Source organism: Cellulosimicrobium sp. E-16, from assembly GCF_049913115.1.
Classification (GTDB): Bacteria; Actinomycetota; Actinomycetes; order Actinomycetales; family Cellulomonadaceae; genus Cellulosimicrobium.
Genome location: NZ_CP183974.1, coordinates 3,910,088 through 3,937,007, shown reverse-complemented (window position 1 = coordinate 3,937,007; position 26,920 = coordinate 3,910,088). Strand labels below are relative to the sequence as shown.

Annotated in this window: 23 protein-coding genes, 1 tRNA gene and 1 pseudogene; 15 read left to right on the top strand and 10 right to left on the bottom strand. The window is 74.3% G+C overall.

The annotated features are described in order from the left end of the window. The first annotated feature begins 5 nt into the window (after positions 1–5). The 6 genes from ACN9MS_RS17255 (at position 6) to ACN9MS_RS17230 (ending at position 7,907) form a co-directional block, all read left to right on the top strand. Positions 6–1,166, top strand: a complete 1,161-nt coding sequence (locus ACN9MS_RS17255; protein ID WP_426309645.1) for a 3-deoxy-7-phosphoheptulonate synthase — start codon at positions 6–8, stop codon at positions 1,164–1,166. Between the two features lie 158 nt (positions 1,167–1,324). Then, positions 1,325–1,897: an ECF RNA polymerase sigma factor SigK gene (gene sigK / locus ACN9MS_RS17250; protein WP_426309644.1), complete on the top strand. Its 573-nt coding sequence runs from the start codon at positions 1,325–1,327 to the stop codon at positions 1,895–1,897. Further along, entirely contained in the window at positions 1,890–2,732 is an 843-nt protein-coding gene (locus tag ACN9MS_RS17245) for an anti-sigma factor domain-containing protein (RefSeq protein WP_426309643.1), read from the top strand. The genes sigK and ACN9MS_RS17245 overlap by 8 nt, the downstream gene beginning before the upstream one ends. Positions 2,733–2,863: 131 nt before the next feature. Then, on the top strand, positions 2,864–3,565 hold the full coding sequence (locus ACN9MS_RS17240) for a fasciclin domain-containing protein (protein WP_426309642.1): 702 nt from the start codon (positions 2,864–2,866) through the stop codon (positions 3,563–3,565). A 160-nt stretch (positions 3,566–3,725) separates the two neighbouring features. Beyond that, positions 3,726–5,741, top strand: a complete 2,016-nt coding sequence (locus ACN9MS_RS17235) for a cytochrome c biogenesis protein DipZ (protein WP_426309641.1) — start codon at positions 3,726–3,728, stop codon at positions 5,739–5,741. A 159-nt stretch (positions 5,742–5,900) separates the two neighbouring features. Next, on the top strand, positions 5,901–7,907 hold the full coding sequence (locus ACN9MS_RS17230; protein ID WP_426309640.1) for a LamG-like jellyroll fold domain-containing protein: 2,007 nt from the start codon (positions 5,901–5,903) through the stop codon (positions 7,905–7,907). Positions 7,908–7,968: 61 nt separating this feature from the next. On the opposite strand, the gene ACN9MS_RS17225 is transcribed toward ACN9MS_RS17230, so the two are convergent. Continuing rightward, positions 7,969–9,441 carry a DUF4232 domain-containing protein gene (locus tag ACN9MS_RS17225; RefSeq protein ID WP_426309639.1) on the bottom strand — a complete coding sequence of 491 codons (1,473 nt, stop codon included), beginning with the start codon at positions 9,439–9,441 and terminating at the stop codon, positions 7,969–7,971. Positions 9,442–9,668: 227 nt separating this feature from the next. Here ACN9MS_RS17225 and ACN9MS_RS17220 point away from each other — a divergent pair, with 227 nt between their 5' ends. Next, positions 9,669–10,409: a DUF2625 family protein gene (locus tag ACN9MS_RS17220; RefSeq protein ID WP_426309638.1), complete on the top strand. Its 741-nt coding sequence runs from the start codon at positions 9,669–9,671 to the stop codon at positions 10,407–10,409. Between the two features lie 3 nt (positions 10,410–10,412). On the opposite strand, the gene sigJ is transcribed toward ACN9MS_RS17220, so the two are convergent. Both sigJ and ACN9MS_RS17210 read right to left on the bottom strand, forming a co-directional pair. Beyond that, complete coding sequence (sigJ, locus tag ACN9MS_RS17215; protein WP_426309637.1) at positions 10,413–11,357, bottom strand: RNA polymerase sigma factor SigJ; 945 nt, start codon at positions 11,355–11,357, stop codon at positions 10,413–10,415. Beyond that, entirely contained in the window at positions 11,354–12,109 is a 756-nt protein-coding gene (locus ACN9MS_RS17210) for an SDR family oxidoreductase (RefSeq protein WP_426309636.1), read from the bottom strand. The genes sigJ and ACN9MS_RS17210 overlap by 4 nt, the downstream gene beginning before the upstream one ends. Positions 12,110–12,215: 106 nt before the next feature. Between ACN9MS_RS17210 and ACN9MS_RS17205 the strand changes: the two genes are divergently transcribed. The 4 genes and pseudogenes from ACN9MS_RS17205 to ACN9MS_RS17190 all read left to right on the top strand — a co-directional run bounded on the left by ACN9MS_RS17205 (position 12,216) and on the right by ACN9MS_RS17190 (position 16,771). Continuing rightward, a complete protein-coding gene (locus tag ACN9MS_RS17205) occupies positions 12,216–12,947 on the top strand; it encodes a GntR family transcriptional regulator (protein WP_426309635.1) in 732 nt (243 codons plus the stop codon). Positions 12,948–12,976: 29 nt separating this feature from the next. After that, positions 12,977–14,491 (top strand): annotated as a pseudogene (locus tag ACN9MS_RS17200) (MmgE/PrpD family protein); the annotation flags it as partial. Positions 14,492–14,640: 149 nt separating this feature from the next. Further along, positions 14,641–15,558, top strand: a complete 918-nt coding sequence (prpB, locus tag ACN9MS_RS17195) for a methylisocitrate lyase (RefSeq protein ID WP_426309634.1) — start codon at positions 14,641–14,643, stop codon at positions 15,556–15,558. 79 nt (positions 15,559–15,637) lie between these two features. Then, entirely contained in the window at positions 15,638–16,771 is a 1,134-nt protein-coding gene (locus ACN9MS_RS17190) for a bifunctional 2-methylcitrate synthase/citrate synthase (protein ID WP_426309633.1), read from the top strand. A 43-nt stretch (positions 16,772–16,814) separates the two neighbouring features. On the opposite strand, the gene ACN9MS_RS17185 is transcribed toward ACN9MS_RS17190, so the two are convergent. After that, on the bottom strand, positions 16,815–18,050 hold the full coding sequence (locus ACN9MS_RS17185) for an NAD(P)/FAD-dependent oxidoreductase (protein ID WP_426309632.1): 1,236 nt from the start codon (positions 18,048–18,050) through the stop codon (positions 16,815–16,817). Between the two features lie 253 nt (positions 18,051–18,303). Here ACN9MS_RS17185 and ACN9MS_RS17180 point away from each other — a divergent pair, with 253 nt between their 5' ends. Next, the gene (locus ACN9MS_RS17180) at positions 18,304–19,158 is read left to right on the top strand and encodes a hypothetical protein (RefSeq protein ID WP_426309631.1); all 855 of its coding nucleotides are present in this window, start codon (positions 18,304–18,306) and stop codon (positions 19,156–19,158) included. Between the two features lie 43 nt (positions 19,159–19,201). On the opposite strand, the gene ACN9MS_RS17175 is transcribed toward ACN9MS_RS17180, so the two are convergent. From ACN9MS_RS17175 to ACN9MS_RS17165, 3 genes are all read right to left on the bottom strand, one after another. Next, positions 19,202–19,278: transfer RNA gene (locus tag ACN9MS_RS17175), tRNA-Pro, on the bottom strand. A 156-nt stretch (positions 19,279–19,434) separates the two neighbouring features. After that, positions 19,435–20,400, bottom strand: a complete 966-nt coding sequence (locus ACN9MS_RS17170) for a metallophosphoesterase (protein ID WP_426311922.1) — start codon at positions 20,398–20,400, stop codon at positions 19,435–19,437. Further along, positions 20,397–22,772 (bottom strand): transglycosylase domain-containing protein, encoded by a 2,376-nt coding sequence (locus ACN9MS_RS17165; protein ID WP_426309630.1) that lies wholly within the window; start codon positions 22,770–22,772, stop codon positions 20,397–20,399. The genes ACN9MS_RS17170 and ACN9MS_RS17165 overlap by 4 nt, the downstream gene beginning before the upstream one ends. 129 nt (positions 22,773–22,901) lie before the next feature. Between ACN9MS_RS17165 and ACN9MS_RS17160 the strand changes: the two genes are divergently transcribed. Together ACN9MS_RS17160 and ACN9MS_RS17155 are read left to right on the top strand one after the other, a co-directional pair. Next, positions 22,902–23,066 carry a hypothetical protein gene (locus ACN9MS_RS17160; RefSeq protein WP_021481786.1) on the top strand — a complete coding sequence of 55 codons (165 nt, stop codon included), beginning with the start codon at positions 22,902–22,904 and terminating at the stop codon, positions 23,064–23,066. After that, complete coding sequence (locus ACN9MS_RS17155; RefSeq protein WP_378219065.1) at positions 23,066–23,554, top strand: RidA family protein; 489 nt, start codon at positions 23,066–23,068, stop codon at positions 23,552–23,554. The genes ACN9MS_RS17160 and ACN9MS_RS17155 overlap by 1 nt, the downstream gene beginning before the upstream one ends. Positions 23,555–23,635: 81 nt before the next feature. Here the strand turns inward: ACN9MS_RS17155 and ACN9MS_RS17150 are convergent, their stop codons facing one another. Further along, complete coding sequence (locus ACN9MS_RS17150) at positions 23,636–24,313, bottom strand: Crp/Fnr family transcriptional regulator (protein ID WP_426309629.1); 678 nt, start codon at positions 24,311–24,313, stop codon at positions 23,636–23,638. Positions 24,314–24,410: 97 nt separating this feature from the next. Between ACN9MS_RS17150 and nth the strand changes: the two genes are divergently transcribed. Further along, on the top strand, positions 24,411–25,136 hold the full coding sequence (nth, locus tag ACN9MS_RS17145) for an endonuclease III (protein ID WP_378233476.1): 726 nt from the start codon (positions 24,411–24,413) through the stop codon (positions 25,134–25,136). A 3-nt stretch (positions 25,137–25,139) separates the two neighbouring features. Here nth and ACN9MS_RS17140 read toward each other — a convergent pair whose 3' ends face one another. Next, the gene (locus ACN9MS_RS17140; protein ID WP_426309628.1) at positions 25,140–26,090 is read right to left on the bottom strand and encodes an alpha/beta fold hydrolase; all 951 of its coding nucleotides are present in this window, start codon (positions 26,088–26,090) and stop codon (positions 25,140–25,142) included. Further along, complete coding sequence (locus ACN9MS_RS17135; RefSeq protein ID WP_426309627.1) at positions 26,087–26,857, bottom strand: winged helix-turn-helix transcriptional regulator; 771 nt, start codon at positions 26,855–26,857, stop codon at positions 26,087–26,089. The genes ACN9MS_RS17140 and ACN9MS_RS17135 overlap by 4 nt, the downstream gene beginning before the upstream one ends. Positions 26,858–26,920: the final 63 nt, after the last annotated feature.

Genomic DNA, 26,920 nt, shown 5'->3' with positions numbered 1-26,920 from the left:
CCCCCGTGACCAGCACGACCACCCCGCCCGAAGCCGCGGCGTCCGACGCGTCGACCGACCGCGTGACGGGTACCGTCGACCCCGTGGACAGCCCCGAGCTCCAGGCCCGCACGAGCGACCTGCGGGTCCGCGCGCTCGACGCGCTCCCCGCGCCGCGCACGATGCTCGCCGACCTGCCGCTCGGCGCCACCCGCAGCGACCTCGTGACGACGTCGCGTCGCGAGGTCCGCGACGTCCTCGCGGGCGACGACGACCGTCTCCTCGTCATCGTCGGCCCGTGCTCGGTGCACGACCCCGAGGCCGCGCTCGAGTACGCGGGCCGCCTCGCCGCCGTCGCGCACGAGCTCGCGGACGACCTGCTGATCGTCATGCGCGTGTACTTCGAGAAGCCGCGCACCACGGTGGGCTGGAAGGGCCTCATCAACGACCCGCACCTCGACGGGTCGCACGACGTGCACCACGGCCTGCGCCTCGCGCGCGAGGTGCTGCTCGGCGTCCTCGACGCGGGCGTCCCGGCCGCGTGCGAGTTCCTCGAGCCGACGAGCCCGCAGTACATCGCGGACGCCGTGTCGTGGGGCGCGATCGGCGCGCGCAACGCGGAGTCGCAGGTGCACCGCCAGCTCGCCTCGGGCCTGTCGATGCCGGTCGGGTTCAAGAACGCGACGGACGGCGACGTGCAGATCGCGGTCGACGGCTGCATCACCGCGGCGAGCGAGCACACGTTCTTCGGCATGGACTCGCTCGGACGCGCCGCGGCCGTCGAGACGGCGGGCAACCCGGACTGCCACGTCATCCTGCGCGGCGGGCGCTCCGGCCCCAACTACGGGGCCGACGACGTCGCGGCGGCGCTCGCGGTCGCACGCACCTCCGGCCAGGGCGGGGTCACGGAGCACGGGCTGGTCGTGGACGCCTCGCACGGCAACTCGGGCAAGAGCCACGTGCGCCAGGCCGAGGTCGTGCGCGAGGTCTCCGCGCGCCTCGCCGAGGGTGAGCAGGGGATCACCGGGCTCATGATGGAGAGCTTCCTCGTGGCGGGCGCGCAGAAGCCCGCGCCGAGCGGCCTCGTGTACGGGCAGTCGGTCACCGACGCGTGCATCGACTGGGAGACCACCGCGGACCTCCTGCGCGAGCTCGCCGGCGCGGTGCGCTCCCGCCGCGCGCTCTGACACGGTCCGGCCGCCCTCCCATCCGCGGGGGCGTCCGCACCGAACCCTGAGCGTCTCGGACGGTCCGGGACGGGGCGTCGGCGGGAGGTCTGGTGGCGAGAGCCGTGGTCGGCGCGCTGCAGCGGGTGCGTGAGGCGCCCGTGCCGCACACTGGCCGGGTGCCACCTCCCGTGACGACGAACCCCGCGGTCGACGCCGCGCTGTCGGCGTGCGCCGGCGGCGACCCGGGCGCGTTCGCGCCCGTCTACGACGCGCTCGCGCCGGTCGCCTACGGCACGTGCCTGGGCGTCCTGCGGGACCCGGACCACGCGGCGGAGGTCGTCCAGGAGGTGATGGTCGAGGTGTGGCAGACGGCGGAGCGGTACGACGCGACGCGCGGCTCGGCGCGCACGTGGGTCGTGACGCTCGCGCGGAGACGGGCCGTGGACCGCGTGCGAGCGGAGCAGGCGCGCCGCGACCGGGACCAGCGCGACGTGGACGCGTCGACGGCCGCGGTGCCGCGTGACGTCGTCGTCGAGGACGTCGAGCGGCGGCTGGAGGGCGCGGCCGTGCGGCGGTGCCTGGACTCGCTCACGGCGACGCAACGGGAGGCGGTCGTGCAGGCGTACTACGGCGGTCTCACGTACCGCGAGGTCGCCGAGCGGCTCGAGGCGGCCCTCCCGACCGTGAAGTCCCGGATCCGGGACGGGCTGCTGCGGCTGCGCGACTGCCTGGGGGTGCGCCGTGGCTGACCAGAGCTCTCCGCACGAGGCTGGTGCGGACGACCCGCGGGGCGTCCGCGACCTGCTGCCCGCCTACGCGCTCGACGCCGTGGACGACGTCGAGCGGCGCGCCGTCGAGCGCCTGCTCGCGGCCGACCCCGACGCGCGCCGCGAGCTCGACGAGTACCGCGACGTCGTCGCGGCGTTCGCGGTCGAGAGCGCACCGCCGCCTGGGGTGCGCGACGCCGTGCTGGCCCGCGTCGCCGCGTCCGCCGGAACGGGTGCCGCTCCGGGAACGGTGACGGGTGCGCCGTCCGGCGCTGGTTCGGACGAGGCGCCGCGTACCGGGACGGACACGTCGGCCGGAGAGGGCGCGGGGGACGGCGTGGTCGTCGACCTCGCGGCTGCGCGCAGCGCGCGCCGCCGGCGCTGGGCGGGGCTCGCGGCAGCGGTGGCCGCGGCGGTGGCCGTGGCCGTCCCGACGACGGTCGCGGTGCGCGCGACGCAGGAGCAGTCGCGGCTGGAGGCGCAGGCGGACGCGATCGCCCAGATGCTGGCCGACCCCGACGCGACGATCCTGCACGGCGACGTCGCGGGTGGCGGCCAGGCGTCCCTGCTCGCCGCCGGCGACGACATGTACTTCCGCGCGTCCGACCTGCCCGACGCCGGCGACGACCGCGACTACCAGCTCTGGGTGGTCGACGCCGACGGCGCGGTCGTCTCGGCGGGCGTGCTCGACGTCCGGGACGGGAGCACGTCGCGCCTCGTCCAGGACGAGCCGGGCGTCGGCATGGCCGTGACGGTCGAGCCGGCGGGCGGCTCCGAGCAGCCCACGGCGGACCCGGTGGTCGCGCTCGTCGGCTGAGCGGTGCGGCCCCGGGGTCGGGACGCGCGCGAGAGAACTCGTGCGGATCCCGACCCATCCATCCGGAGCGGCGCTCCGAACCCTCGGCATGACGCCCCGCACCGGCGGGGCGACGACCCGAGGAGAGACCGATGAACGTTCGCACCCGCACGTCGTACGCCGTCGCCGGCATCGCCACGCTCGCCGTGCTCGGCCTGTCCGCGTGCAGCTCGGACACGGGCACGGGTTCCGACTCGACGACCGGCTCCCAGGCCGAGGACACCATGACGGACGACTCGACGTCCGACGGCATGACCGACGACTCGACCGAGGGCTCGGACGACATGGCGGCCGACCCCGCCGCGAACCTCGTGGGCCCGGGCTGCGCGGCGTACGCGGAGCAGGTCCCCGACGGTGCCGGGTCGATCACCGGCATGTCGACGGACCCCGTCGGCGTGGCGGCGTCGAACAACCCGCTGCTGACCACGCTCACCGCGGCCGTGTCGGGTGAGCTCAACCCGGACGTCAACCTCGTCGACACGCTCAACGGCGACGAGTTCACCGTGTTCGCCCCCGTCGACGACGCGTTCGCGAAGATCGACGCCGCGACGCTCGAGTCGCTCAAGACGGACTCCGACACGCTGACGAAGATCCTCACGTACCACGTGGTGCCCGGCCAGCTCACGCCCGACCAGGTCGTCGGCGAGCACGAGACCGTCGAGGGCGGCACGGTCGAGGTGACCGGCTCGGGCGACGAGCTCATGGTCAACGACGCGGCCGTCGTCTGCGGCGGCGTGATGACGCAGAACGCGACCGTGTACCTCGTCGACTCGGTGCTCATGCCGACCATGTGACGCGTACCGCGCCGACCTCAGGCGCGAGCAGGACTCCGCAGCCCCGTGCGGAGCGCGACGGCCCCGCCCCACGGTCGGGGCCGTCGTCGTGCGCCGGGGCGGAGCCGTGACCCCTTCGCGGCGGACCCATCCATGGGGGCGACCGGTCCGAACCCCGGGCATGGAGACGCTCATCGTCATCGGCCTGCTCGGGGGACTCATCACGGGGATCTCGCCGTGCATCCTGCCGATGCTCCCCGTCATCTTCTTCGCGGGCGGCGTGCAGGGCGCGCGCACGGGGGAGAAGCCGTCGGCCGCCGGGGAGCCCGCGGCGGGCGGCGTCTCGCCGGCGCTGTTCGCAGGCGTCCCGGACGCGGTCCGCGTCGGCGGTCGCCCGGCCGCGGGGCTGCGTGGCCCGGTCGGCTCGGGCGGCGCGCAGGAGGCCGCCGGGGTGCGGGAGGTCGCGGCGCGGCCGACGCGCGGCGGGACCCTCGCGCTCGACCTGTCCGCGGAAGGCCCGGAGCCCGCTGTCCCGGCCGACGGCGGGACCGGGCGTCCCGCGTCCCGGCGCCGGGTGCGCCCCGGGGGCCGCCGCTCGTGGCGCCCCTACCTCGTCATCGCGGGCCTGGTCCTCAGCTTCAGCGTCTTCACGCTCCTCGGTTCCCTCGTGCTCACCGCGCTTGGGCTCCCGCAGGACCTGCTGCGCTGGGCGGGCATCGTCCTCCTCGTCGCGATCGGCGTGGGGATGATCGTGCCGCGCGTCGAGGAGGTCCTCGAGCGGCCGTTCCGACGGATCGCGGCGCTCGGGGCGCGACGCGGCGCCGCCGGCCAGGACCGCGGGGCGTTCGTGCTCGGCCTCGGCCTCGGCGTGCTGTACGTGCCGTGCGCCGGGCCGGTCCTCGCGGCGATCACCGTTGCCGGCGCGACGGGGAACATCGGCCCCGGCACCGTCGCCCTCACGGTGTCGTTCGCGGTCGGGGCGGCAGTCCCGCTGCTGGTCTTCGCGCTCGCGGGGCGCCGCGTCGCGGAGCGGGTCCGCGGGTTCCAGCGGCACACGCGCGGCATCCGCGTCACGGGCGGGGTCGTGATGATCGCGCTCGCGGGTGCGCTCGCCCTCAACCTCCCCGCCGCGCTCCAGCGCGCGCTGCCCGACTACACGGGCGCGCTCCAGCAGCGGGTCGACGAGAACGAGGCCGTGCGCGAGGCGCTCGACCTCGGCGGGCTGGTCACCGACGAGAACCGCGAGCTCTCGAACTGCTCGAACGGCGCGCCCGTGCTGGAGGACTGCGGCACCGCCCCGGAGCTGCGCGGCATCGACACGTGGCTCAACACCCCGGGTGGCGAGGCGCTGACGCTCGACGGGCTGCGGGGGAAGGTCGTGCTCGTCGACTTCTGGACCTACTCGTGCATCAACTGCCAGCGCGCGATCCCGCACGTCAACGCCTGGTACGACCGCTACCGCGACGTCGGCGCGGGGTTCGAGGTCATCGGGGTCCACACACCCGAGTTCGCGTTCGAGCGCGAGACGCGCAACGTCGTCGCGGGCGCGCAGGACCTCGGCGTCACCTACCCCGTGGCCCAGGACAACGCGTACGCGACCTGGACCGCCTACCGGAACCGCTACTGGCCCGCGCAGTACCTCGTCGACGCCGACGGGACCGTGCGTCACATCCGCTTCGGGGAGGGCGGGTACGAGGACACCGAGCGCCTGGTGCGCGAGCTCCTCGAGGACGCGAACCCCGGCGTCGAGCTGCCCGAGCCGACCGCCGTCGGCGACACCACGCCGCAGGACGAGACGACGCCGGAGACCTACTTCTCCATCAAGCGCGTCGTCAACTACGACGGCGAGCCGCGCTACGCCGCGGGGCAGCAGGACTTCACGCTCGCCGCCGACCAGCGGCAGGACACGTTCTCGCTCGGCGGTTCGTGGGACGTCGACTTCCAGGGCGCGACCGCCGTGTCCGACGACGCGCGCGTGCGCCTCGCGTACCGATCGACCGACGTGTTCACGGTGCTCGGCGGCGAGGGCACCGTCACGGCCCGCGTCACGACCGACGGGCGGACCACGACCCGCGAGCTCGACGTGTCCGGCAGTCCGACGCTCTACCCCGTCCTGGAGGGCGATGCCCCGACCGAAGGCCTCGTCGAGCTCGACGTGCCGGCCGGCGTCCAGGTGTTCACCGCCACGTTCGGGTGAGCTCCGGGGCCGTGCCGCGATAGCCCGAACGGCCGTGTCGGCGGTGCCCGCTGCCGGTGTACATTTCCGCCAGCCGCCGCGCGAGGACCTGGTCGAGGACGACCCAGAGGCACGCGGGGACCTCGCCGAGGAACGGCGAGCGGGATGATCGGGGGAGACGTGAGACGAACGACGCGCGGGACGACGGCCGCGCTGCTGAGCGTGGTGCTGGCCGTCACGGGCCTGACCGCCGGTGCGACGACGGCGAGCGCCGTACCGGTGCCGAGTACCGGGGCCGTGGAGGCCGGTGCCGCCGTCGTCCTCGACGGTGACGACGTCCCACGGACCGTGCTGCGGTCGGCGCTGCCGCGGTCGGTCTCCGGATACGCGTTCGAGGGTTCGCATGTCGTCGGAGGGTGCGCCTCCGGTCTCCTCTGCACGGTCCTGGGCGAGTCGCGTGTCGCGTGGGACTTCACCGACGCCGTCGCATCGGCCGTGCCCGTGGGCGCGACGGTCTCTCGCGCGACCCTGACGACGTCCGGCGTGCAGGGTATGCAGTGCCGGACGACCCCGGTCACGGCGCACGTGGTGGGCGCGGTGGTCCGGTCGAGCGCGTGGGCGAACCATGCCTCGACGTGGGGACCCACCGTGGCGTCGGCGACCTCGTCCGCACGCTGCGACCGTTGGGGCGTGGTGTCCTGGGACGTCACCGCACCCGTCGCCGCGGCCGCTGCATCGGGCGACCCGGTGGCGCTCGGTCTCTCCGGCGCGCGGTCCGGCATCGCGGTGCTCGGGGACGCGACGACGCTGACGCTCGAGCTCGCGCCTCCGGCGGGAGCGTCGGCGACCGCGCTCGGGACCTCCGACCCGGTGAGCGCGTGCGTGACGGGAGAGGCGCGACCGGCCGTGAGGTCGGACACGCCTGACCTCACGGCGGAGCTCTCGGGCGAGGCGAACCATCTCCTGCTCGCCCGGTTCTCGGTCCAGGACCTCTCTTCGGGAGCGGAACTGTGGACCGCGCAGACCGACGGCGCGATGATCGCGGGCTCCGTCGCCCACATGCGTGTGCCCTCGGGTCTGCTGCACCACGGCGGCGCGTACGCGTGGGAGGTCCGGGCAGCGACGGCGGACGGCGGCCCGTGGAGCGAGCCGAGCCGGTGCGAGCTCGTCGTCGATCTCGTGAGGCCGGAGCTCGCGCCGGTGATCACGCCCGTCGAGGGTGAGCCCGCGGTCTACCGGGAGGACGCGACGTCCGGAGGTGTCGGGGTGCGCGGCGCCTTCGTCCTGTCCTCCGAGGAGCCGGACGTCGTGGCGATCCGCTACTCGATCGGCACCGACACGATGGACCGTTCGGCGGTGCCCGGGGAGCGGGTCGAGTTCACGCCGACGGCGAGCGGAAGTCACTGGATCTATGCCCAGGCGGTCGACTCCGCGGGAAACACCGGGCCACGACGCGCCTACTTCTTCACCGTCGCCGCAGCCGCGCCTACGCGCTGGTCGTTCTCCGAACGGACGGGGATCGAGGCATGGGACGACTCCGGCGTCCGGGCGCTCACCCTCGCGAACGAGGCGATGTGGGGCCACGGGTACTTCGCGGACTTCGAGGTCGACCCCGAGGACGGTGCGCTCGTCGTGACGGACGACGCGGCCGCGGCGTGGTCCTCCGGCCCCGCGGTCGCGACGGCGGGCGCGTTCTCGGTAGCCGCCACCGTGCGGGCGGACGAGACCGGGACGACGCGCGTCGCGGTGAGCCAGGACGGTGACCGGAGCAGCGCGTTCGCACTGGGCATGCGGCACGATCCCGCGTGCGGGACGCAGTCCGGCACGTGCTGGGCCTTCTGGACCGCCGACGCGGACACGGACGGTGCGGCCGCGAGCGCCGTGCTCTCGGGCATCGACGTCAAGCCGGGCTCGTGGGTCAGGCTCACGGGGGTGCGCGACGCGACCGCCGGTGAGTTGCGCCTCTACGTCTGCGAGATCGGCACCGTGGAGGAACCAGGGCTCGGGGAGACCGTTCTCGCGGGGACGACCTCGTCGGCGGGCTCCGGCTGGTCGTCGGTCGGCGCGCTGCAGGTCGGGCGCGCGAAGGTGGCCGGCGCGTGGACCGAGCACTGGCGCGGGACGGTCGACCGGCTGGCCGTCGCCGACGGGGTGTTCTCCATCAACCAGATGCGCAGAGACTGCTGAACCGGGCTTGCGGGGGTCCGTGGGGGCGCACCCCGACGGACCCCCGCCGTCCGTGAGGACGTCACCCGGTGCGAGCCGGTGCCCAAGACCCGATCGTCGCGGTCCCGCCGCCGAGCAGGTCGAGCCCGTCCCCGACGCCGGGGATCCCCGCGAGCCCGACGACCGACTCGGGGTCGCCTGTGTGCGGGGCCACGAGCAGCGTCGTGACGAGCGGCGGGTCGTCGGCCGTCGACCCGCCGCGCCACGAGAGCGCGGCCCAGGCCGTGGCGCCCGGTGCGAGCGTGATCGGGGCGAGGCCGTCGTCGTCCGGCTCGAGGAGCACGTCCGTCTCCGAGCCGTCGTCCGCGACGAAGCGGACCGCTGGCGCCCCCGCGAGGACGCACTCCGCGGTGCCGTCGTTGCGGGCCGTGAGCGTGAGGAACCGGCGCCCCGCCGCGGCGTCGAACCCCAGGGCGCCGAGGGCGAGGTCGGCGGGCGCGCACGCGCCCGCGGGGCGAGCCCCGCTCGTCGGGGCGACCCCCGCGACGAACCCGGAGCGCGTCGCGGACGCGCCGCCGTCCGTCGAGCCGTGGACCTGGTACGCGAGCACCGGGCCGGGGTAGGCCGCGCCGTCGAGGACGCGCGCGACCACGGCCGCGTCGCCCGAGGTGATCACCGTGAGCAGGGGGTCCTGCGGGAACGTGTCGCGGACGCCGTCGTGCACGACCTGCGTCACGCCGGGCTCCGCCGCGACGTCGGCCAGGAGCGTGAGCAGGGCGTCGTCGGGGACGGTCAGCCCGTCGCCGTCGTAGGCGCCGACGCCGGAGCCGTCGACGCCGAGGCTCGTCAGCCCGCGGCCCTCGGCACGCACGAGCCCGGCGACGGGGACGAGGTCGTCGGGCGAGCGGACGTCGACCGACGCGGACCCGGGGGACAGGAACACGCGCCGCACGGGGCCGTGGGCGACGAGGCGCACCGCGTCGGCGACGGCGTCGGTCCCGAGGAGCTCGGGGCGCGGCTCCCCGGTGGCCGGGTCGACGCCGCGGTCGGTGCCCATCCCCGGGCCGACCGCGACGGCGAGCGTCCCGCCGCTCGCGCCCGTGCCCTCGACGCGGAGCGACCAGGCGCCGCCGCCGGGCACGGCGGCGACGATCGCGCTCGCGTCCTCGGCGGTGCGCTGCGCGTCCTCGGGGGACGGGAGCGGGGTGACGAGCGTGATCTCGGCCGACGACGCGCCCGCCGACCCGTTCACCTGCACGTCCTCGACACCCGGCAGGGCGAGCAGGAGCGCGGTCGTGTCCTCCGCCCCGTGCTCAGGATCGCCGGGCCCGGGCGACGGAGCCGTCGACCCGTCCGGCGGCGACGACCGGGGCACGGTCGGGTCCGCGACGGCGGAGTCGAGGATCGTCGGCGCGAGAAGTGCGGCGACGACCGCGAGGCCCACGCCGGCGACCGACGCGACGGCGGCGACCGTGCTCCGCGGGACCCGGCGCGCGCTCGCGGGCCGAGGTCCGTCGGTGCCGTCCGCCGTCGGTTCGGTGCGCTCGTCGTCCACGGCCGAGACGCTACCGACGGGGACGCCCCGGGGTGACCGCGCCGACGCGGTCTGCGCGGGCTCGCCGCCGAGTCTTCACACCCCACCTGGTGACGGCCCGGACGATCGGTGGTCGGTCGCGCCGAAGGAGCCCTTCCGAATCGGTCTTTCAGCCCAACGGGGGACCTGCCGGGCGCCGCTCCATAGCAGGACTCCTGGATACCGGCAACATCTGGCATGATCCGGCCATGACAGTGAGGACGGCAGCGGAGCTGGCGGCGGTCGACGACCCCGCCTGGCCGACGCTCTCCCGCATGCTCGGGCGCGGTGGCGTGGAGGTCGTGCCGGCTCCGGCATGGTCGCTCGAGGTCCTCTTCCGTCTCCAGGTCACGGTCCGTTCAACGCTGGGTGCGCTCGCGCTCCACACCGGCGGGGTGCTCGTCGACGGTGGGTGGTTGCGGATCATCGGCGGGGGCGGCGCCGGGCTGCCCGACCTCGCGACCGTCAACGGGCTCGGCGAGCCGGGCGACGACAGCGTGGCACCGTCGGTCCTGGTCGTCGCGTACGACGTGCTCGGCGGCACGTTCGCGATCAACGGCGGCGGCCTCCCGGGCCAGCTCGGCAACGTCAACTACTTCGCGCCCGACTCGCTCGCGTGGGTGGACCTCGGGTTCGGCCAGGCGGCGTTCCTCGAGTGGGCGGTGAGCGGCGGGACGACGGAGTTCTACGCCTCCGTGCGCTGGCCCGGCTGGTACGACGAGATCGGCACGGTCCGCCTCGACGAGGGGCTGAGCCTCTACCCGCCGCTGTGGTCGGAGGAGGGGCGCGACGTCGCGCGGTCGTCGCGCACCCCCGTCCCGCTCGGCGAGCTGGTCGACTGGCACTTCGAGATGGCCGAGCGGATGACGCCGGTCGACGACTACGTGCGCGACGCCGACGAGCACCTCGACGGCTACGGCGCATGGCCCGCCGAGGACCACCGGCCGTAGCCGTCAGGGCCACCACGGGCCGGGGTCGTCGAGCAGCCCCGGCGGCACCGTGCTCAGCTTGTCGGGGTTCCGCACGATGTCGAGCGCCGCGATGCGGCCGTCGGCGAGCGTGAACGCCAGGACCGTGAGCACCCCCGAGCCGTCGACGAGCGCGAGCCCGGGACTGCCGTTGACGTCGACCGCCCCCGCGCCGCGCGGCCGGTTGCGGAGGTAGGAGAGCAGGACCTCGCCGACGGTCTGTGCCCCCTGGACCGGGTGCCGCAGCGCGCGGACCTTGCCGCCGCCGTCGCCCCGGAGCATCACGTCGGGGTCGAGCAGGCCGAGCAGCGTCGGCAGGTCGTCGCCCGCGCACGCCGCGACGAACGCCTCGACGACGCGCTCCTGCTCCGCGCGCGTCGTCCGGCCTCGCGGGCGCCCCGCCTCCACGTCCTTGCGGGCGCGCGACGCGAGCTGGCGCACCGCCGCGGGGGATCGCCCGACGACGTCGCCCACCTCCTCGAACGGCAGCCCGAAGACGTCGTGCAGGACGAACGCGACGCGCTGCGCGGGGGAGAGCCGCTCGAGCACGAGGAGCAGGGCCATGCTCACCTCCTCGTCGAGCGTGGCGCGGTCGGCGGGATCGGCGGCGTCCCGCGCGGTCGCGGCGGACGACGCGACCGGGGACCGCGCGCCGGGTGCGGTGACGACGGGCTCGGGCAGCCACGTCCCGACGTAGCGCTCGCGCCGCACGCGCGCGCTGCCGAGCACGTCGAGCGCGAGGCGGCCCACCGTCGTCGTGAGCCACGCCGCGAGGTTGCGGATCGACGCCGGGTCCTGGGTGCGCAGGCGCAGCCACGCGTCCTGGACACAGTCCTCGGCGTCCGACCACGACCCGGTGGTCGCGTAGGCGAGGCGCAGCAGGCGCGGGCGCTCGGCCTCGAAGGCGTGCGCGAGGTCGTCCGTGCTCATCGCGCAGCCGCCGCGGTGCGCTGCGCCGCGAGCCAGCCGGCGAACGTCGTCGTGCCGCGCGCGTCCGGGCGCGGGTCGGTGAGGCCGCCCGCGCGCAGCGCGCGCCCGAGCTTCCCGGGCAGCGGGACCCGGACGGGGAGAGCCCGCGAGCCGGTCGCCGCGCGCCAGGCGCGCGCCGCGTCCCGCAGATCGAGCACCTCCGGGCCCGCGACGGTCGTGGTCGACCGTCGCGGCGCGCGCTCCGCGGCGTCGGCGACGGCCGAGGCCGCGTCCTGCGCCGCGACGGGTTGGACCGGGGCGCGCAGCAGCGGCACGACGCCGCGTCGCGCCGCGCCCGCGAGCGTCCCGGCGACGAACTCGTGGAACTGCGTCACCGCGACGACCGTCCAGGGGACCTCGCCGGCGGAGACCGCCCGCTCCTGCTCGACCTTCACGCCGTAGTAGGCCATCGGCACATCGTGGCACCCCACGATCGAGACGAGCACGTGGTGCTGCACCCCCGCGTCGTGCTCGGCCGCCAGGAGCCGCCGTGTCCCGTCGACGAGCGTCGCGCGCGCGTCCGCCGTGGACGACGACGCGTTGCTCGCGTCCACGACCACGTCGACCCCGGCGAGCGCGGCGGTCAGCCCGGCGCCCGTCGTGAGGTCGACGGCGTACCGCTCCGCGTGACGGCTCAGCGCCCGCACCTCGTGCCCGCGCGCGGCTAGCTCCGCGACGACGTGCCGGCCGATCGTCCCTGTCCCACCTGTCACTGCGATCCTCATACCGGTACGACGCCGCAGCGCCCTGGGATGTGACACGGCCACTCGCGATCGATGCTTGTATACAAGTGCGCAGATCGTGTGGCACGATGGCGGGGTGACGACGACGCCCGACGTGCGAGCCGCCGTCGGGCAGGCCACGACGGCCCCCGGCGACGCAGGTCTCGCACGTCGCCAGTCCGGCGCCCGCGCGGTCTACGACCTCCTGCGCGGACGCATCATCGACGGCACGCTCGCGCCCGACGCGCGGCTCACCGAGCCCGTGCTGTCCGCCGAGCTCGGCGTCTCCCGGACCCCGGTGCGCGAGGCGCTGCGCCTGCTCCAGGCGGAGGCGCTCGTCGTCGAGCTGCCGACCGGGGGAGTGCGCGTCGCGCCGCTCGACGTCGCCGACGCGCGCCGCGTCTACGACGTGCGCGCCCGCCTCGAGGGCCTGCTCGCCCGGGACGCGTGCGAGCGCGCCACGCCCGACGACGTCGCCCGCCTCGTCCGGCTCGTGACGCTCATGGACGCCGTGCGCGACCACGAGGACGAGGTGCTGCGCATCGGCGCCCAGTTCCACGGGGAGATCGAAGCGCTCGCCGACAACCGCTGGGGGTCGGCGCTCCTGCGCCAGATCCGCGGCCACGTCGACCGGTACCGCGCGCTCGCCGCGCGCCGCCGCGTCGGCACCACCGACCACGTCGACGAGCACCGCGCGGTCGCGGACGCGATCGCGAGCCGCGACCCCGTCGCCGCCGAGGCCGCGATGCGCGCCCACATCGAGCGCAGCGCAGCCCTCGCCGAGCAGTCCCTGCGCGGCGTGGGGTCGGCCACCGACGACCTCCCCTGACCACCGCCCACCGCACGACGGAGACACCGATGCCGTACACCCACCACCTGCGCGTCTACCCCAGCGCGGAGCCGCTCGACCGTACCGACCAGCTCGCGTGGAAGCTCGCCGAGCTCGCGACGGACCCGGTCGAGGTCACGCCCGAGGTCGTCGACATGGTCATCAACCGCGTCATCGACAACGCGGCCGTCGCCGCGGCGAGCCTCACGCGCGGTCCCGCGGTCGCCGCGCGCGGCCAGGCGCTCGCGCACCCGTACACGCCGGGCGCGACGGTGTTCGGCTGCGGTCTCGCGACGCGCACGAGCCCCGAGTGGGCGGCGTGGGCGAACGGTGTCGCGGTGCGCGAGCTCGACTTCCACGACACGTTCCTCGCCGCCGAGTACTCCCACCCGGGCGACAACATCCCGCCGATCCTCGCCGTCGCGCAGCACGCCGGGTCCGACGGCGCCGCAGTCGTGCGGGCGATCGCGACCGGCTACGAGATCCAGGTCGACCTCGTGCGCGCGATCAGCCTCCACCAGCACAAGATCGACCACGTCGCGCACCTCGGGCCCTCCGCTGCGGCGGGCATCGGCACGCTGCTGGGCCTCGACACCGAGACGGTCTTCCAGGCGATCGGCCAGGCCCTGCACACGACGACGGCCACGCGCCAGTCCCGCAAGGGCCAGATCTCCACGTGGAAGGCGCACGCCCCGGCGTTCGCGGGCAAGGTCGCGGTCGAGTCCGTCGACCGGGCGATGCGTGGCCAGACGTCGCCCGAGCCGATCTACGAGGGCGAGGACGGCGTCGTCGCGTGGCTCCTCGACGGCCCGGACGCGGCGTACGACGTCGTGCTGCCGGCGCGCGGCGAACCGAAGACGGCGATCCTCGACACGTACACCAAGGAGCACTCCGCGGAGTACCAGTCGCAGGCGCTCATCGACCTCGCCCGCGCGCTGCACGACGAGCACCCGTGGCTCGCCGACCCGGACAACGTGACGAGCGTGGTCATCCACACGAGCCACCACACGCACTACGTCATCGGCTCGGGCGCCAACGACCCGCAGAAGTACGACCCGACCGCGTCGCGCGAGACGCTCGACCACTCGATCCCGTACATCTTCGCGGTCGCGCTGCAGGACGGCGGCTGGCACCACGTCGACTCGTACGCGCCCGAGCGTGCGGGTCGACCCGACACGGTCGCGCTGTGGGCCAAGGTCACGACGGCCGAGGACCCCGAGTGGACGCGCCGCTACCACTCGACCGACCCGGCCGAGAAGGCGTTCGGCGGACGTGTCGAGATCGAGCTCGCCGACGGCGGCCGGCTCGTCCGCGAGATCGCCGTCGCCGACGCGCACCCGCTCGGCGCGCGGCCGTTCGGCCGCGAGCAGTACGTGCGCAAGTTCCGCACGCTCGCGGAGGGCGTCCTCGAGGACGCGGAGATCGAGCGGTTCCTCGACCTCGCGCAGCGCCTCCCGTCGCTCACTCCGGCCGAGGTCCGCGAGCTGACGATCGTCGGCCGCCCGGGGCTCCTCGACTCCGTCCCCACCCCGACCGGTCTGTTCGAGCTCGGGCGGGACGGCGGCGTCGCCACGCCCGATGTCGAGGGCGAGGGGTTCACCATGCACGAGGCGCCCGACGCCGCGGCGCAGCCGGGCGGACCGGGTGACCCTGCGACGTCGGGCACCACGGCCACCGAGGGAGGGGCGCACTGATGCTGTACAGCCAGGTGACGCCGTCGGACAAGCGACGCGCGTTCCGCGCGGCGCTCGACGCCGCGGCGACGACGGGGGAGCCGCTGCGGCTCCCGGGCGCGTTCAACCCGCTGTCCGCGCGTCTGATCGAGGACAAGGGCTTCGAGGGCGTGTACGTGTCCGGGGCCGTGCTGTCGGCGGACCTCGGCCTCCCCGACATCGGCCTCACGACGCTCACCGAGGTCGCGGGGCGCTCGCAGCAGATCGCGCGCGTCACCGACCTGCCCGCGCTCGTCGACGCCGACACCGGGTTCGGCGAGCCGATGAACGTCGCGCGCACCGTCCAGGCGCTCGAGGACGCGGGCGTCGCGGGCGCGCACGTCGAGGACCAGGTCAACCCCAAGCGCTGCGGCCACCTCGACGGCAAGGAGGTCGTCGGGCTCGACGAGGCGGCCAAGCGCGTCCGTGCGGCCGCCGACGCGCGCCGCGACCCGGGCTTCCTGATCATGGCGCGCACCGACGTGCGGGGCACGATCCCGGGCGACGCCGGGCTGCGGGCCGCGATCGACCGCGCCAAGGCGCTCGTCGACGCGGGGGCCGACGCGATCTTCCCCGAGGCCATGAAGGACCTCGCGGAGTTCGAGGCCGTGGCGTCCGCCGTCGACGTGCCCGTGCTCGCCAACATGACCGAGTTCGGCAAGTCCGAGCTCTTCACGCGGCGCCAGCTCGGCGACGCCGGCGTCCGGCTGATCATCTACCCCGTCACGCTCCTGCGGGTCGCGATGGGCGCCGCCGAGCGCGCGCTCGACGAGATCGCCGCGACCGGCACCCAGGCCGGGCAGGTCGAGGGCATGCAGACGCGCGCCCGCCTGTACGAGCTGCTCGACTACGCCGCCTACAACACGTTCGACGAGGGCATCTTCACCTACCGGCCCTGACGACCCGCCGGTGCCGCGGGCCCGTCGGCCGCGGCACCGGCATCTCCCCGCGACCCGTGCTGCACGAAGGAGTGACCGCATGACCACCTCCCCGACCACCACCGAGGGACCCGAGATCCGCAAGGGCCTCGCGGGCGTCGTCGTCGACGTCACCGCGATCTCGAAGGTCAACCCCGACACGAACTCGCTCCTGTACCGCGGCTACCCGGTGCAGGACCTCGCCGCGCGCCGCAGCTTCGAGGAGGTCGCGTACCTCCTGTGGCACGGCGAGCTCCCGACGCCCGAGCAGCTCGCCGAGCAGACCGCCGTCGAGCGCGCGCACCGCGCCCTGCCCGGGAACGTGCGCAACGCGATCCTCGAGCTCCCGACGACGTGCCACCCCATGGACGTCGTCCGCACCGCGATCTCGCAGCTCGGCGCGCACGACCCGGACGCCGAGGACTCGTCGCCCGAGGCCGAGCAGGCCAAGGCCGTCCGCCTGTGGGCCGTGCTGCCCGCCGCCGTCGCGCTCGACCAGCGCCGTCGTCGGGGCCAGCAGATCGTCGAGCCGCGCGACGACCTCGGCTACGCGGAGAACTTCCTGTGGATGACGTTCGGTGAGGTCCCCGAGGCGGCCGTCGTGCGCGCGTTCGAGGTCTCGATGGTGCTGTACGCCGAGCACTCCTTCAACGCGTCGACGTTCACGGCGCGCGTCATCACCTCGACGCTGTCCGACCTGCACTCCGCCGTGACCGGCGCCGTCGGCGCGCTCAAGGGCCCGCTCCACGGCGGCGCGAACGAGGCCGTCATGGCGACGTTCGCCGAGATCGGCACCGCCGACCGCGCCGAGGCCTGGCTCGACGACGCGCTCGCGCACAAGCGCAAGATCATGGGCTTCGGGCACCGCGTCTACAAGCACGGCGACTCGCGCGTCCCCACCATGCGCGCGACGCTCGACGACCTCGTCGCGCACTACGGCCGCCAGGACCTCCTCGACCTCTACGTCGCGCTCGAGACCGCGATGACCGAGCGCAAGAACATCCTCCCCAACCTCGACTATCCGGCGGGGCCCGCGTACCACCTCATGGGCTTCGACACGCAGATCTTCACCCCGTTGTTCGTCGCGTCGCGCGTCGTCGGGTGGACCGCGCACGTCATGGAGCAGCGCGCCGCCAACGCCCTCATCCGCCCGCTCAGCGAGTACGTCGGCCCGCCCGAGCGCGACCTCCCCTGACCCCCGTCCGCCGGGTCGCCTGTTCGGCAGCCCTCAGGGCCGCTCAGCCGACGAACGACTCCAGCTCGGCGCGGTCGACGGCGTCGCGGTGGATGAGCGCCTTGACGTCCTCCATGCGGTCCCAGACGTTGACGGCCATGCCGGCCTCGACGCGGCCGTCCTTGACCCAGAACGCGACGAGCTCGCGGTCGGGGAGGGAACCGGAGACCACGACCTCGTCGTAGGCGTCGGGCCCGGCGACGAAGCCGAGGTACTCCATGCCGACGTCGTACTGGTCGGAGAAGAAGTAGGGCAGCTCGGGGTAGGGGGCGGTCGCGCCGAGCATCGCGCGCGCGGCGTGCGGGCCCTGGTTGAGCGCGGTCGCCCAGTGCTCGACGCGCACCGACCGCCCGTAGCGCGCGGTCGGCACGCTCGCGATGTCGCCGGCGACGAAGACGTCGGGGTCGGTGGTCTGGAGCGTCGCGGAGGCGACGACGCCGCCCGTCGCGGAGTCGAGCGCGAGGCCCGCGTCGCGGGCGAGCGTGACGTTCGGGACCGCGCCCACGGCGACGAGCACGAGGTCGGCGTCGACGTGGGTCCCGTCGGCGATGTCGACGCCTGTCGCGCGGCCGCCCGAGCCCGAGATACCCGTGACCTGGGCGCGGCGGTGGAGGTGGACGCCGTGGTCGGTGTGGACCTGCCCGTACAGCTCGCCCATCTCCGGGCCGAGAACCCGCTCGAGGGGGTGCGTGCCGAGCCCGATCACCGTGACGTCGAGGCCGAGCGAGCGGGCCGACGCCGCGACCTCGAGCCCGATCCAGCCGTCGCCGACGATCGCGAGCCGCCGCCCCGCGCCGCCGTCGTGGGCGGCGCGCAGCGCGGCGGCGAGCGCGTCGCTGTCGTCGAGCGTGCGCAGCTCGTGGACGCCGTCCAGGTCGAGGCCGGGCAGCGGGATCCGGCGCGGGTCCGAGCCGGTCGCGAGGAGCAGCTTCTCGTACGGCAGGTTCCGGCCGTCGGCGAGGGACACGCTCCGCCCGGCGAGGTCGACGGCGGTCGCCTCCGTCGCGGTGAGGAGCTCGACGTCGTGCTCGGCGTACCAGTCCGCGGAGAGGGGGAACACCGACTCGCGCTCCGCCTCGCCGCGCAGGTAGTCCTTGGACAGCGGCGGCCGCTCGTACGGCCGGTGCGGCTCGCGCGCGACGACGGTCAGCCCGCCGTCGTAGCCCTCGTCGCGCAGCGTCTCGACCGCCTTCGCCGCGGCGAGCCCTCCTCCGACGACGACGTGACGACCAGCGCTCATGGCGACCTCCGCGGTGACTCGGGCGCCCGGGGCTCGGGCGGACGGCCCCAGTCTCGCGCGATCTCGTGCACGGTGCGAGGTGCGGCGGCAGGTGCCGGTACGCCCCTGGGCACGACGCACGCCAGGTCGTGCCGCCGCACCGCGGCGGCGTTCATGCGTTTCGCGTGACGACCCGGGGCGGCGCGCACGGGCAGGCTGTCCAGGACAGCACCCGCCGTGCACCGCGCGGCGGTACCCGCGCGGAGGAGGTGCCGTGAGCATCGTCGTCGGCGCGATCGTGACCGTCGCCGTCGTCGCGGTGGCCGTCGCGACGATGCTGCTCGTCCGGCGGCGCGCACCCGCCGGGAGCCGGTTCAGCGACGGCGACCGCGCGTCCGGGGTCTTCGGCGTGGTCGCCACGGGCTTCTCGGTGCTGCTGGGCTTCATCGTCTTCCTCGCGTTCGAGTCGTACGACGAGGCGCGGAGCGGCGCCGAGTCGGAGGCGCGGATCGTCGTGCAGCAGCTGGAGACCGCGCAGTTCCTCGCCCCCGACGACGCGGCGCGGCTCTCCGGCGAGCTCGTCTGCTACGCCCGCTACGTCGTCTCGGAGGAGTGGGAGCAGATGGCGGACGGCGAGCTCGGCGAGGCGGTGAACCCGTGGGGGGTCGCGCTCTACCGGACGATCCGCGACGTCGTCCCCGCGTCGGACACCCAGCAGTCCGCCTACGACCGGTGGATGGACCAGACCGCGGCCCGCGAGGACGCCCGCCAGTCCCGCGTGCACGGTGCGGAAGGTCTGATCCCCGTCCCGCTGTGGCTGGTGCTCTTCGTCGTCTCAGGCACCGTCTTCGTCTTCCTGCTGTTCTTCGCCGACTCGGCGGAGCGTGCTGCGACGCAGGGCCTCCTCATGGGCAGCGTCGCGCTCGTCGTCACGCTCCTGCTGTGCCTGCTCGCGTTCTTCGACCATCCCCACGGGCACCAGGTCGGCAAGCTGCGCCCGACGGCGATGGAGCGCAGCCTCGTCCTCCTGGTGGGGGAGGCGCGGGCGGCGGGGGTGGAGATCGACCCGCCGTGCGACGACTCGGGGACGGCGCCCTCACCTGTGGGCCTGCCAGCGCCCGCCTCCTGACATGACGAAGGCCCGGAATCGTGGCGATTCCGGGCCTTCCGCCTGGTCGGGGTGACAGGATTTGAACCTGCGACCTCTTCGTCCCGAACGAAGCGCGCTACCAAGCTGCGCCACACCCCGGTTGCTCGTCCGCACGACGATCGACGAGGAGACCTCGTCTTCCGCGCGGGAAGCCTGCTCAGAATAGCCGACGAAGTGCCGTGCCACGAAACTCGATTCCCGTGACTCCCGCGACACCCGCTGCGGCCGCCCGCGGGGACGGGGTGTGCGGCCCGCTCAGCGTGCCGTCAGGGTCAGCAGGGTCGCCTCGGGGCGGCACGCGAACCGCACCTGCGCGTACGGCGAGGTCCCGGCTCCGGCGGAGACGTGCAGCCACGTCGAGTCCTCGCCGCCGGGTGCGTCGGGCCGAGCGCCGGGCCAGCCGTGCAGTCCCTTGGCCCGCTCGCGGTCGATGTCGCAGTTCGTCACGAGCGCGCCGAACCCGGGCACGCAGAGCTGCCCGCCGTGGGTGTGACCGGCGAGGACGAGGTCCGCGGCGTCGTCGTGCATGGCGTCCAGGACGCGCCGGTACGGCGCGTGCGTCACCCCGAGGCGGAGCACCGGGCCGTCGCTCGGCGGCGCCTCGGTGCCCGCGCGGGAGGCGTCCGGCGCGGAGGGAGCCGGGAAGACGTCCCGGTCGAGATGGGGGTCGTCCACGCCGACGAGGTCGAGGCGGACCCCGCGGACCTCGAGGACGTCGCGACGGTTCGTGAGGTCGACCCACCCTGCGTCACGCATCGCCGCCGCCAGCTCGCCGGCCGGGAGCAGCCGGGCCTCGCGGGCGAACGGCACCCGCGCGTCCGGCAGGAGGTAGCGCGCTGGGTTCTTGGGGACGGGTGCGTAGTAGTCGTTCGAGCCCATGACGAAGGCGCCGGGCGTCGACAGGAGCGGCTCGAGCGCGTGCAGCAGCGGTTCGAGCGAGTCGACGTGAGCGAGGTTGTCGCCCGTGTCGACGACGAGGTCCGGCTCGAGCTCGGCGAGCGAGCGCACCCACTCGATCTTGCGGCGCTGGCTGGGAACCAGGTGAAGGTCCGAGACGTGCAGCACGCGCAGGTCGGGCGTGCCGGCGGGCAGCACGGGTACGGTCACCCGGCGGAGCGTGAACAGCTTCGTCTCGACGTGCGCGTACGCGACGCCCGCCGCACCGACAGCGGCGAGCGCGCCGAGCCCGCGCAGGGCCCGGCGCCGGCCGACGGCGCTCAGCCGTTCCCCCCGCCGCCGAGGTTGTCGAACCACTCGCCGAGGTCGGCGTCGTCGCGGCCGGCCCCGTTCCCGCGGTCACCGCGGTCGCCACGCCCTCCGCCGGCGTCGGCGTCGGGCTCGTCGCCGCCGCCGCCACCCTGGCCGCCGTTGCCGTTGCCGTTGCCGTTGCCGTTGCCGTTGCCGTCGCCCTCGTCAGAGTCCGACGGCGATGACGGAGGCGGGGCGGGGGCGTTGATCCGGTCCCAGTCCGGGCCGGCGAAGCCCGGTGCAGGCTTGCCGGCGAGGATCTGGTTCATGTAGTCGCGCCAGGTCGGGGCGGCCAGGCTCGAGCCGTACCAGAAGGAACGCGACTTGCCGTTGATCGTGAACCAGCGGCCCGTGTCCAGCATGTTCATCGGGACGTCGCTCTCGGCGTTGCCGATCCACACCGCGGTGACGACCTGCGGCGTGTACCCGATGAACCACGTGTGCGTGTTGTTGTTCGCAGTTCCCGTCTTGCCGGCGGCAGGGCGACCGTCCGCCAGGCCGTTGCCGCGCCCGGACCCCTGCGTGAGGACCTGCTGGAGCGCATACGTGACGGTGTTGGCGATGGCCGGGTCGATCGCGTTCGCCTTGCAGTCGGCCGACGGCACCGGGAGCTCCTGGCCGTCGGAGCCGAGGACCTTGGTGATGGCGACGGGCGCGCAGTACGTGCCTCCGCTCGCGAAGGTCGCGTACGCGGCGGCCATCTGCAGCGGCGAGGAGTTCTGGGTTCCGAGGATCATCGACGGCCGGACCTTCACCTCGCCGCCGTCGTCGAGCATCGACGGCTGGAAGCCGGCCGCTGCGGCGGTGCTCGCCACGCCGCACAGGTCGAGCTTGCTTGCCATCGTCGTGTACGCGGTGTTGACGGAGTTGTACGTCGCCTTGAGGACCGACATCGACCCGGTGCCCGGGCCGTCCGAGTTCGCCGGCGTCCACGGGTCGCGGCCGAGCTCGGCCGCGTCGCAGCTCGCGTGGAAGTCGCGGCTGCCGACCCAGGTCCGCTTGTTCGCGCTGACCGTCTCGTAGAGGGAGTGGCCCTCGTTGAGCCACTGGGCGAGCACGAAGGGCTTCCACGTCGAGCCCGGGGAGAACCCGTTCGACGACCCGTGGGCCTGGTCGACGCTGTAGTTGACGGCCGTCGTGTTCGGCGCGGGATCCTGGGTGTTGTCGAACGCGCGGTTCTGCGCCATCGCGAGGATCTTGCCCGTCCCGGGCTCGACGGTGACGATCGCGTCCTCGACCTTGCTCGGGTCGTCCGCCGGCACCGCCGCCGAGGCGTGCTGCTGCGCGGCCTTCTGCATCGCGGGGTCGAGCGTCGTGTAGATGTCGAGACCACCACGGTAGAGCAGCGTCTGGCGCTCCTCCTTGGTCTCGCCGAACACCGGGTCGGACATGATGATCTTCGTGACGTAGTCGCAGAAGAACGCGGCGCCGTCCTGCGCGGCCTGGCAGCCTGCCTCGAGCGGCTGGATCGCGAGCGTGTCGGCGATCGGCTGGGCCCGGCCCGCGTCGTACTCCTCCCGGGTGATGTACCCCTGCTGGTACATCTGGTTGAGCACGATGTCGCGGCGGCTCTGGGCGTTCTCCGGCTCGGTGGTCGGGTCGTACGTCGACGGCGCCTTCGTGATCCCCGCGATCGTCGCGGCCTCGACGTAGTTGAGGTCGATCGCGCTCTTGTTGAAGTAGTGCCGCGCCGCCGTCTCCACGCCGTAGACCGAGCGGCCGAACTGCGCGATGTTGAGGTAGCCCTGGAGGATGTCCTCCTTGGTCATCTTCTTCTCGAGCGCGATGGCCAGCTTGGCCTCGCGCGCCTTGCGCCCGAGCGACTTCTCGTTGGCCTCGTAGAGGGCCATGGTGTCTTCCTCGCGGACCGCCTGCTCGATGAGCACGTTCTTCACGTACTGCTGCGTGAGCGTCGACGCTCCCTGGGTGTCGCCGCCCGTGATGTTGTTCACGACCGCGCGGGGGAGGCCCTCGACGTCGACGCCGCCGTGGTCCCAGAAGCGCTTGTCCTCGATCGCGATGACCGCGTTCTTCATCGCGTCCGAGACCTGGTCCAGCGGGACCACGATGCGGTTCTCGGTGTAGAACGTCGCGAGCCGCGTCGTGCCGTCGTTCGCGTAGATGCGCGACTGCTCGGACAGCGGGCCGGGCTCGAGGTCCGCCGGCAGCTCGTCGAAGACCTCGACCGCGGTGTCGGTCGCCGTGTTCGCCCCGGCGGCGAGCGGGACGAGCAGCCCGGCGGCGAGCACGCCGCCGACGCCGGAGACCAGCACGAACGCCAGGAAGAGGGCGACGAGCTGGTACGCGTTGATCTGCCGGCCGCGAGGACGCACAGGGGAAGCCATGGTGACAACCCTACGGGAGCGACCCTGGGAGGGCCCCGGGATCCCGGGGCTCGCGGGTGTGCGGGTTGTGTAAGCATCCCGCGGCGGTGCTCGCGGGTGGCGCCCGCGGCGGCCGACTACGCTCGGCCCATGGCAACCACGTGGGAGTACGCGACCATCCCCCTCATCATCCACAACACCAAGGCCGTCCTGGACCAGTGGGGCTCCGACGGCTGGGAGCTCGTCCAGGTCGTCACCGGCCCGGACGGAAACGGCCTCGTGGCCTACCTCAAGCGCCCGACCGGGGAGAAGTAGTGGCGGGGTTCCCCACCGGGACGATCGCCGCGCGCCTGACGGAGCTCGGTCTCACCCTCCCCCCGGTGGCGGCGCCCGTCGCGGCCTACGTGCCCGCCGTGCGCTCGGGCCGGTACGTCCACACGTCGGGCCAGCTCCCGTTCGTGGACGGCGCGCTGCCCGCGACGGGCAAGGTGGGGGACGGCGAGGGCCTCGTCGCGCCCGCGGACGCCGCGGCACTGGCCCGGCAGTGCGCGCTCAACGCGCTCGCCGCCGTGCACGACGTCGTCGGGAACCTCGACCAGGTCGCCCGCGTCGTGAAGGTCGTCGGGTTCGTCGCGAGCGACCCGTCGTTCACGGGGCAGCCCGGCGTGGTCAACGGCGCGAGCAACCTCCTCGGGGAGGTCTTCGGCGAGGCGGGCGTCCACGCCCGCAGCGCCGTCGGCGTCGCGGTCCTGCCGCTCGACGCCCCGGTCGAGGTCGAGATCGTCGTGGAGCTCGCGGAGTAGCACCACTCTCCAGCGCGAGAACGGGTCGGCGGCCAGGTCCTCGCGGACCCGGTCGCCGACCCCGTTCTCGTCGGTCGTCGGTCAGCGCGCGCGGCGCTCCAGGCGGTCCATGTCCAGCAGGACGACGGCCCGGCCCTCGCGGCGCACCCAGCCGCGCGTCGCGAAGTCGGCGAGCGCCTTGTTCACGGTCTCGCGCGACGCGCCCACGAGCTGCGCGAGCTCCTCCTGCGTGAGGTCGTGCGCGACGCGGGTGCCCTCGTCCGTCTCCTCGCCGAAGCGGGTCGAGAGGTCGAGCAGCGCCTTGGCGACACGGCCGGGGACGTCGGAGAAGACGAGGTCGGCCAGCGTCTCGTTGGTGCGGCGCAGGCGCCGTGCGAGGGCGTTGAGCAGGTGCTTGGCGACGCTCGGGTGCTTCTCGATCCACTCGACGAGCTGGTCGTGGCCGAGCTCGTAGATCACGGAGTCGGCGACGGAGCTCGCGGTCGCGGTGCGGGGGCCCGGGTCGAACAGGGACAGCTCCCCGAACATCTCGCCGGGGCCGAGGATCGACAGGAGGTTCTCGCGGCCGTCGTTGGAGCGGCGCCCCAGCTTGATCTTGCCGCTCGCGATCACGTAGAGGCGGTCGCCCGGCTCGCCCTCGCGGAACAGCACGTCTCCGCGCGAGAGCTCGATCTGCTGCATCGACTCGAAGAGGGTGCGCGTCTCGTCCGCGTCCATCGTCGCGAACAGGGGGGCGGAGAGCACAACGTCGTCGTCCACGCGGGGTGTCCTATCGTCTCGTCCTCGGAAATGTTCCAGGACAAGTCTGCCCTACGGCCGCAACTCGGGTGTCGGGGGTGGCGGCTACGGTGGGTCCGTGACCACCACGGAGCAGGCCCGCACGGGGGCGCCGAAGCCCGAGTCGCACCTCGCCCTGGTCCGGCGCGCGCGCCGCACCAACCGCGAGCTCGCCGTCACCTATCCGGACGCCCACTGCGAGCTGGACTTCACGACGCCGCTCGAGCTGCTGGTCGCGACGGTCCTGTCCGCGCAGACGACGGACAAGCGCGTGAACCTCACGACGCCCGCGCTCTTCGCGCGGTACCCGGACGCCGCGGCGTACGCGGGCGCCGACCGGGAGGAGCTCGAGGAGCTGCTGCGGCCCACCGGCTTCTTCCGGGCGAAGGCGCAGTCCGTCATCGGCATCGGCCAGGCCCTCGTGGAGCGGTTCGACGGTGAGGTGCCGGGCCGCCTGAAGGACCTCGTGACCCTGCCCGGTGTCGGGCGCAAGACGGCGAACGTCGTGCTCGGGAACGCGTTCGGCGTGCCGGGGCTCACCGTGGACACCCACTTCGGCCGCCTCGTGCGCCGCCTGGCGTGGACCACCGAGGAGGACCCGGTCAAGGTCGAGCAGGTGGTCGGCGGGCTCGTCGAGAAGTCCGAGTGGACGATGCTCTCGCACCGGCTGATCTTCCACGGTCGCCGGGTGTGCTTCGCGCGGAAGCCCGCGTGCGGCGCGTGCACGATCGCCCGGTGGTGCCCGTCCTTCGGCGTCGGCGAGGTCGACCCGGTCAAGGCGGCGAAGCTCGTCAAGACGAGCTGAGGGTCAGCGCTCGCGCTCGGCCCGGGCGGTCCTCGGGAGCCAGTCCAGCAGCAGGTCCGTCACGGCGTCGGGCGCCTCCTCGGGGAGGAAGTGGCCGGCGCCGTCCACGACCTCGAAGCGGAAGTCGCGGGCCAGCGCCGCGCCGTCGGCGTCGGCGAGGTCGCGACGCACGAGCCCGTCCTTCTCGGCGTGGACCTGGAGCGCGGGGACGTCGACCGGGCGGCGGAGCGCGGCGAGGAAGCGACGGCCGTCGGGGCGGGGCGTCGACCGCACGGCCCAGCGCAGCGACTCCATCGCGGTGTGCGCCGCGAAGGGGATGCGCATGACGGTGCGGTAGGTCTCGACGACGTCAGGAGCGAACGGCGTCGCCGCACCGGCCGCGAGCACCTCGGCGACGAGGTCGCCGCGGACGAGCGCCCGCTCGGGGAGGGTGGGCACCTGGTAGAACGCGAGCTGCCGCAGCGCGGCGGGCGTGAGCAGACGACGTGCGGAGGTGTGCATCCGTGCGGGGTGCGGGGCGGAGAAGGCAGCGACGCCGGCCGTGACGGCGGGCTGGAGCGCAGCCATCGCCCAGGCGAGGCTGCCGCCTGTGCCGTGCCCCACGACGACGGCGCGCCCGGACCCGAGCGAGCGCACGACCCCCGCGATGTCGCGCGTCCGGGTCGGGGCGTCGTAGCCGATCGGCGGCTTGTCGGAGGCGCCGACGCCGCGGATGTCCATCGCGGCGACGCGGTAGCCCGCGGTGGCGAGCGACTCGATCTGGTGGCGCCAGGCCCACCAGAACTGCGGGAACGAGTGCAGCAGGACGACGAGGGGCGGACCCGGGTCGCGCACGCCGCGGTCCTCGGGACCCGCGAGCGCGACGTGGAACCGCGCGCCGTTGGCCGGGACGAACTCATGGCGCCACGGGCCGTCGGGCAGGGCGGACGTGAAGTCGGAGGGGTCGGGCGTCACCCGGACGAACCTACCGGGGTCCCGGGGCCGCTGTCGGTCGAGGACCCCGCGGTGTCCGTCACGGGAGCGTCGGTGCCCTCCGCGGGACGGCGGTCCTTGGGCGGGTCGAACCGGTACCCGACGTTGCGCACCGTCCCGATGAGCTGCTCGTGCTCGGGGCCGAGCTTGGCGCGCAGGCGCCGGACGTGGACGTCGACGGTGCGCGTGCCGCCGTAGTAGTCGTAGCCCCAGACCTCCTGGAGGAGCTGGGCGCGCGTGAAGACGCGGCCCGGGTGCTGTACCAGGTACTTGAGGAGCTCGAACTCCTTGTAGGTGAGGTCGATGGGCCGGCCGCGCAGCCGGGCCGTGTAGCCGCTCGCGTCGATCGCGAGCTCGCCGGCCGCGATCTCCTGCGGCCCGTCCTCGGCGGGCCCGCGCGCGGACCGCTCGATGACGAGGCGCAGCCGCGCCTCGACCTCCGCGGGGCCCGCCCCCTCGAGGAGGAGGTCGTCCGCGCCCCACTCGGCGGTGACGACGGTCAGGCCGCCCTCGGTGAGGACGAGCACGAGCGGGACGGTCAGGCCGGTCGCGTGCAGGAGGCGGCACGTGGTGCGGGCCGCGACGAGGTCGCGCCGCGCGTCGAGCAGCACGACGTCGGAGTCCGGAGCGTCCACGAGCGCCGACGGCTCCATGGGCAGGACCCGGATGCGGTGCGAGAGCAGGCCGAGCGCGGGCAGCACCTCGACGGAACCGCCTGTCGCGGGGGTGAGGATGAGCAGGTCTGCCATCCGACACCTCCTTCCGGGTCGCGGGGCGCGGGCCGCGCCCCCGGGCGTCGACGCGTGGCGACC

Excerpts from the sequence above, each read along its gene's own strand:
- ACN9MS_RS17240 (WP_426309642.1), top strand. The coding sequence starts at position 2,864 with ATGAACGTTCGCACCCGCACGTCGTACGCCGTCGCCGGCATCGCCACG.
- ACN9MS_RS17235 (WP_426309641.1), top strand. The coding sequence starts at position 3,726 with ATGGAGACGCTCATCGTCATCGGCCTGCTCGGGGGACTCATCACGGGG.
- ACN9MS_RS17220 (WP_426309638.1), top strand. The coding sequence starts at position 9,669 with ATGACAGTGAGGACGGCAGCGGAGCTGGCGGCGGTCGACGACCCCGCC.
- sigJ (WP_426309637.1), bottom strand. The coding sequence starts at position 11,357 with ATGAGCACGGACGACCTCGCGCACGCCTTCGAGGCCGAGCGCCCGCGC.
- prpB (WP_426309634.1), top strand. The coding sequence starts at position 14,641 with ATGCTGTACAGCCAGGTGACGCCGTCGGACAAGCGACGCGCGTTCCGC.
- ACN9MS_RS17190 (WP_426309633.1), top strand. The coding sequence starts at position 15,638 with ATGACCACCTCCCCGACCACCACCGAGGGACCCGAGATCCGCAAGGGC.
- ACN9MS_RS17185 (WP_426309632.1), bottom strand. The coding sequence starts at position 18,050 with ATGAGCGCTGGTCGTCACGTCGTCGTCGGAGGAGGGCTCGCCGCGGCG.
- ACN9MS_RS17165 (WP_426309630.1), bottom strand. The coding sequence starts at position 22,772 with ATGGCTTCCCCTGTGCGTCCTCGCGGCCGGCAGATCAACGCGTACCAG.
- ACN9MS_RS17160 (WP_021481786.1), top strand. The coding sequence starts at position 22,902 with ATGGCAACCACGTGGGAGTACGCGACCATCCCCCTCATCATCCACAAC.
- ACN9MS_RS17135 (WP_426309627.1), bottom strand. The coding sequence starts at position 26,857 with ATGGCAGACCTGCTCATCCTCACCCCCGCGACAGGCGGTTCCGTCGAG.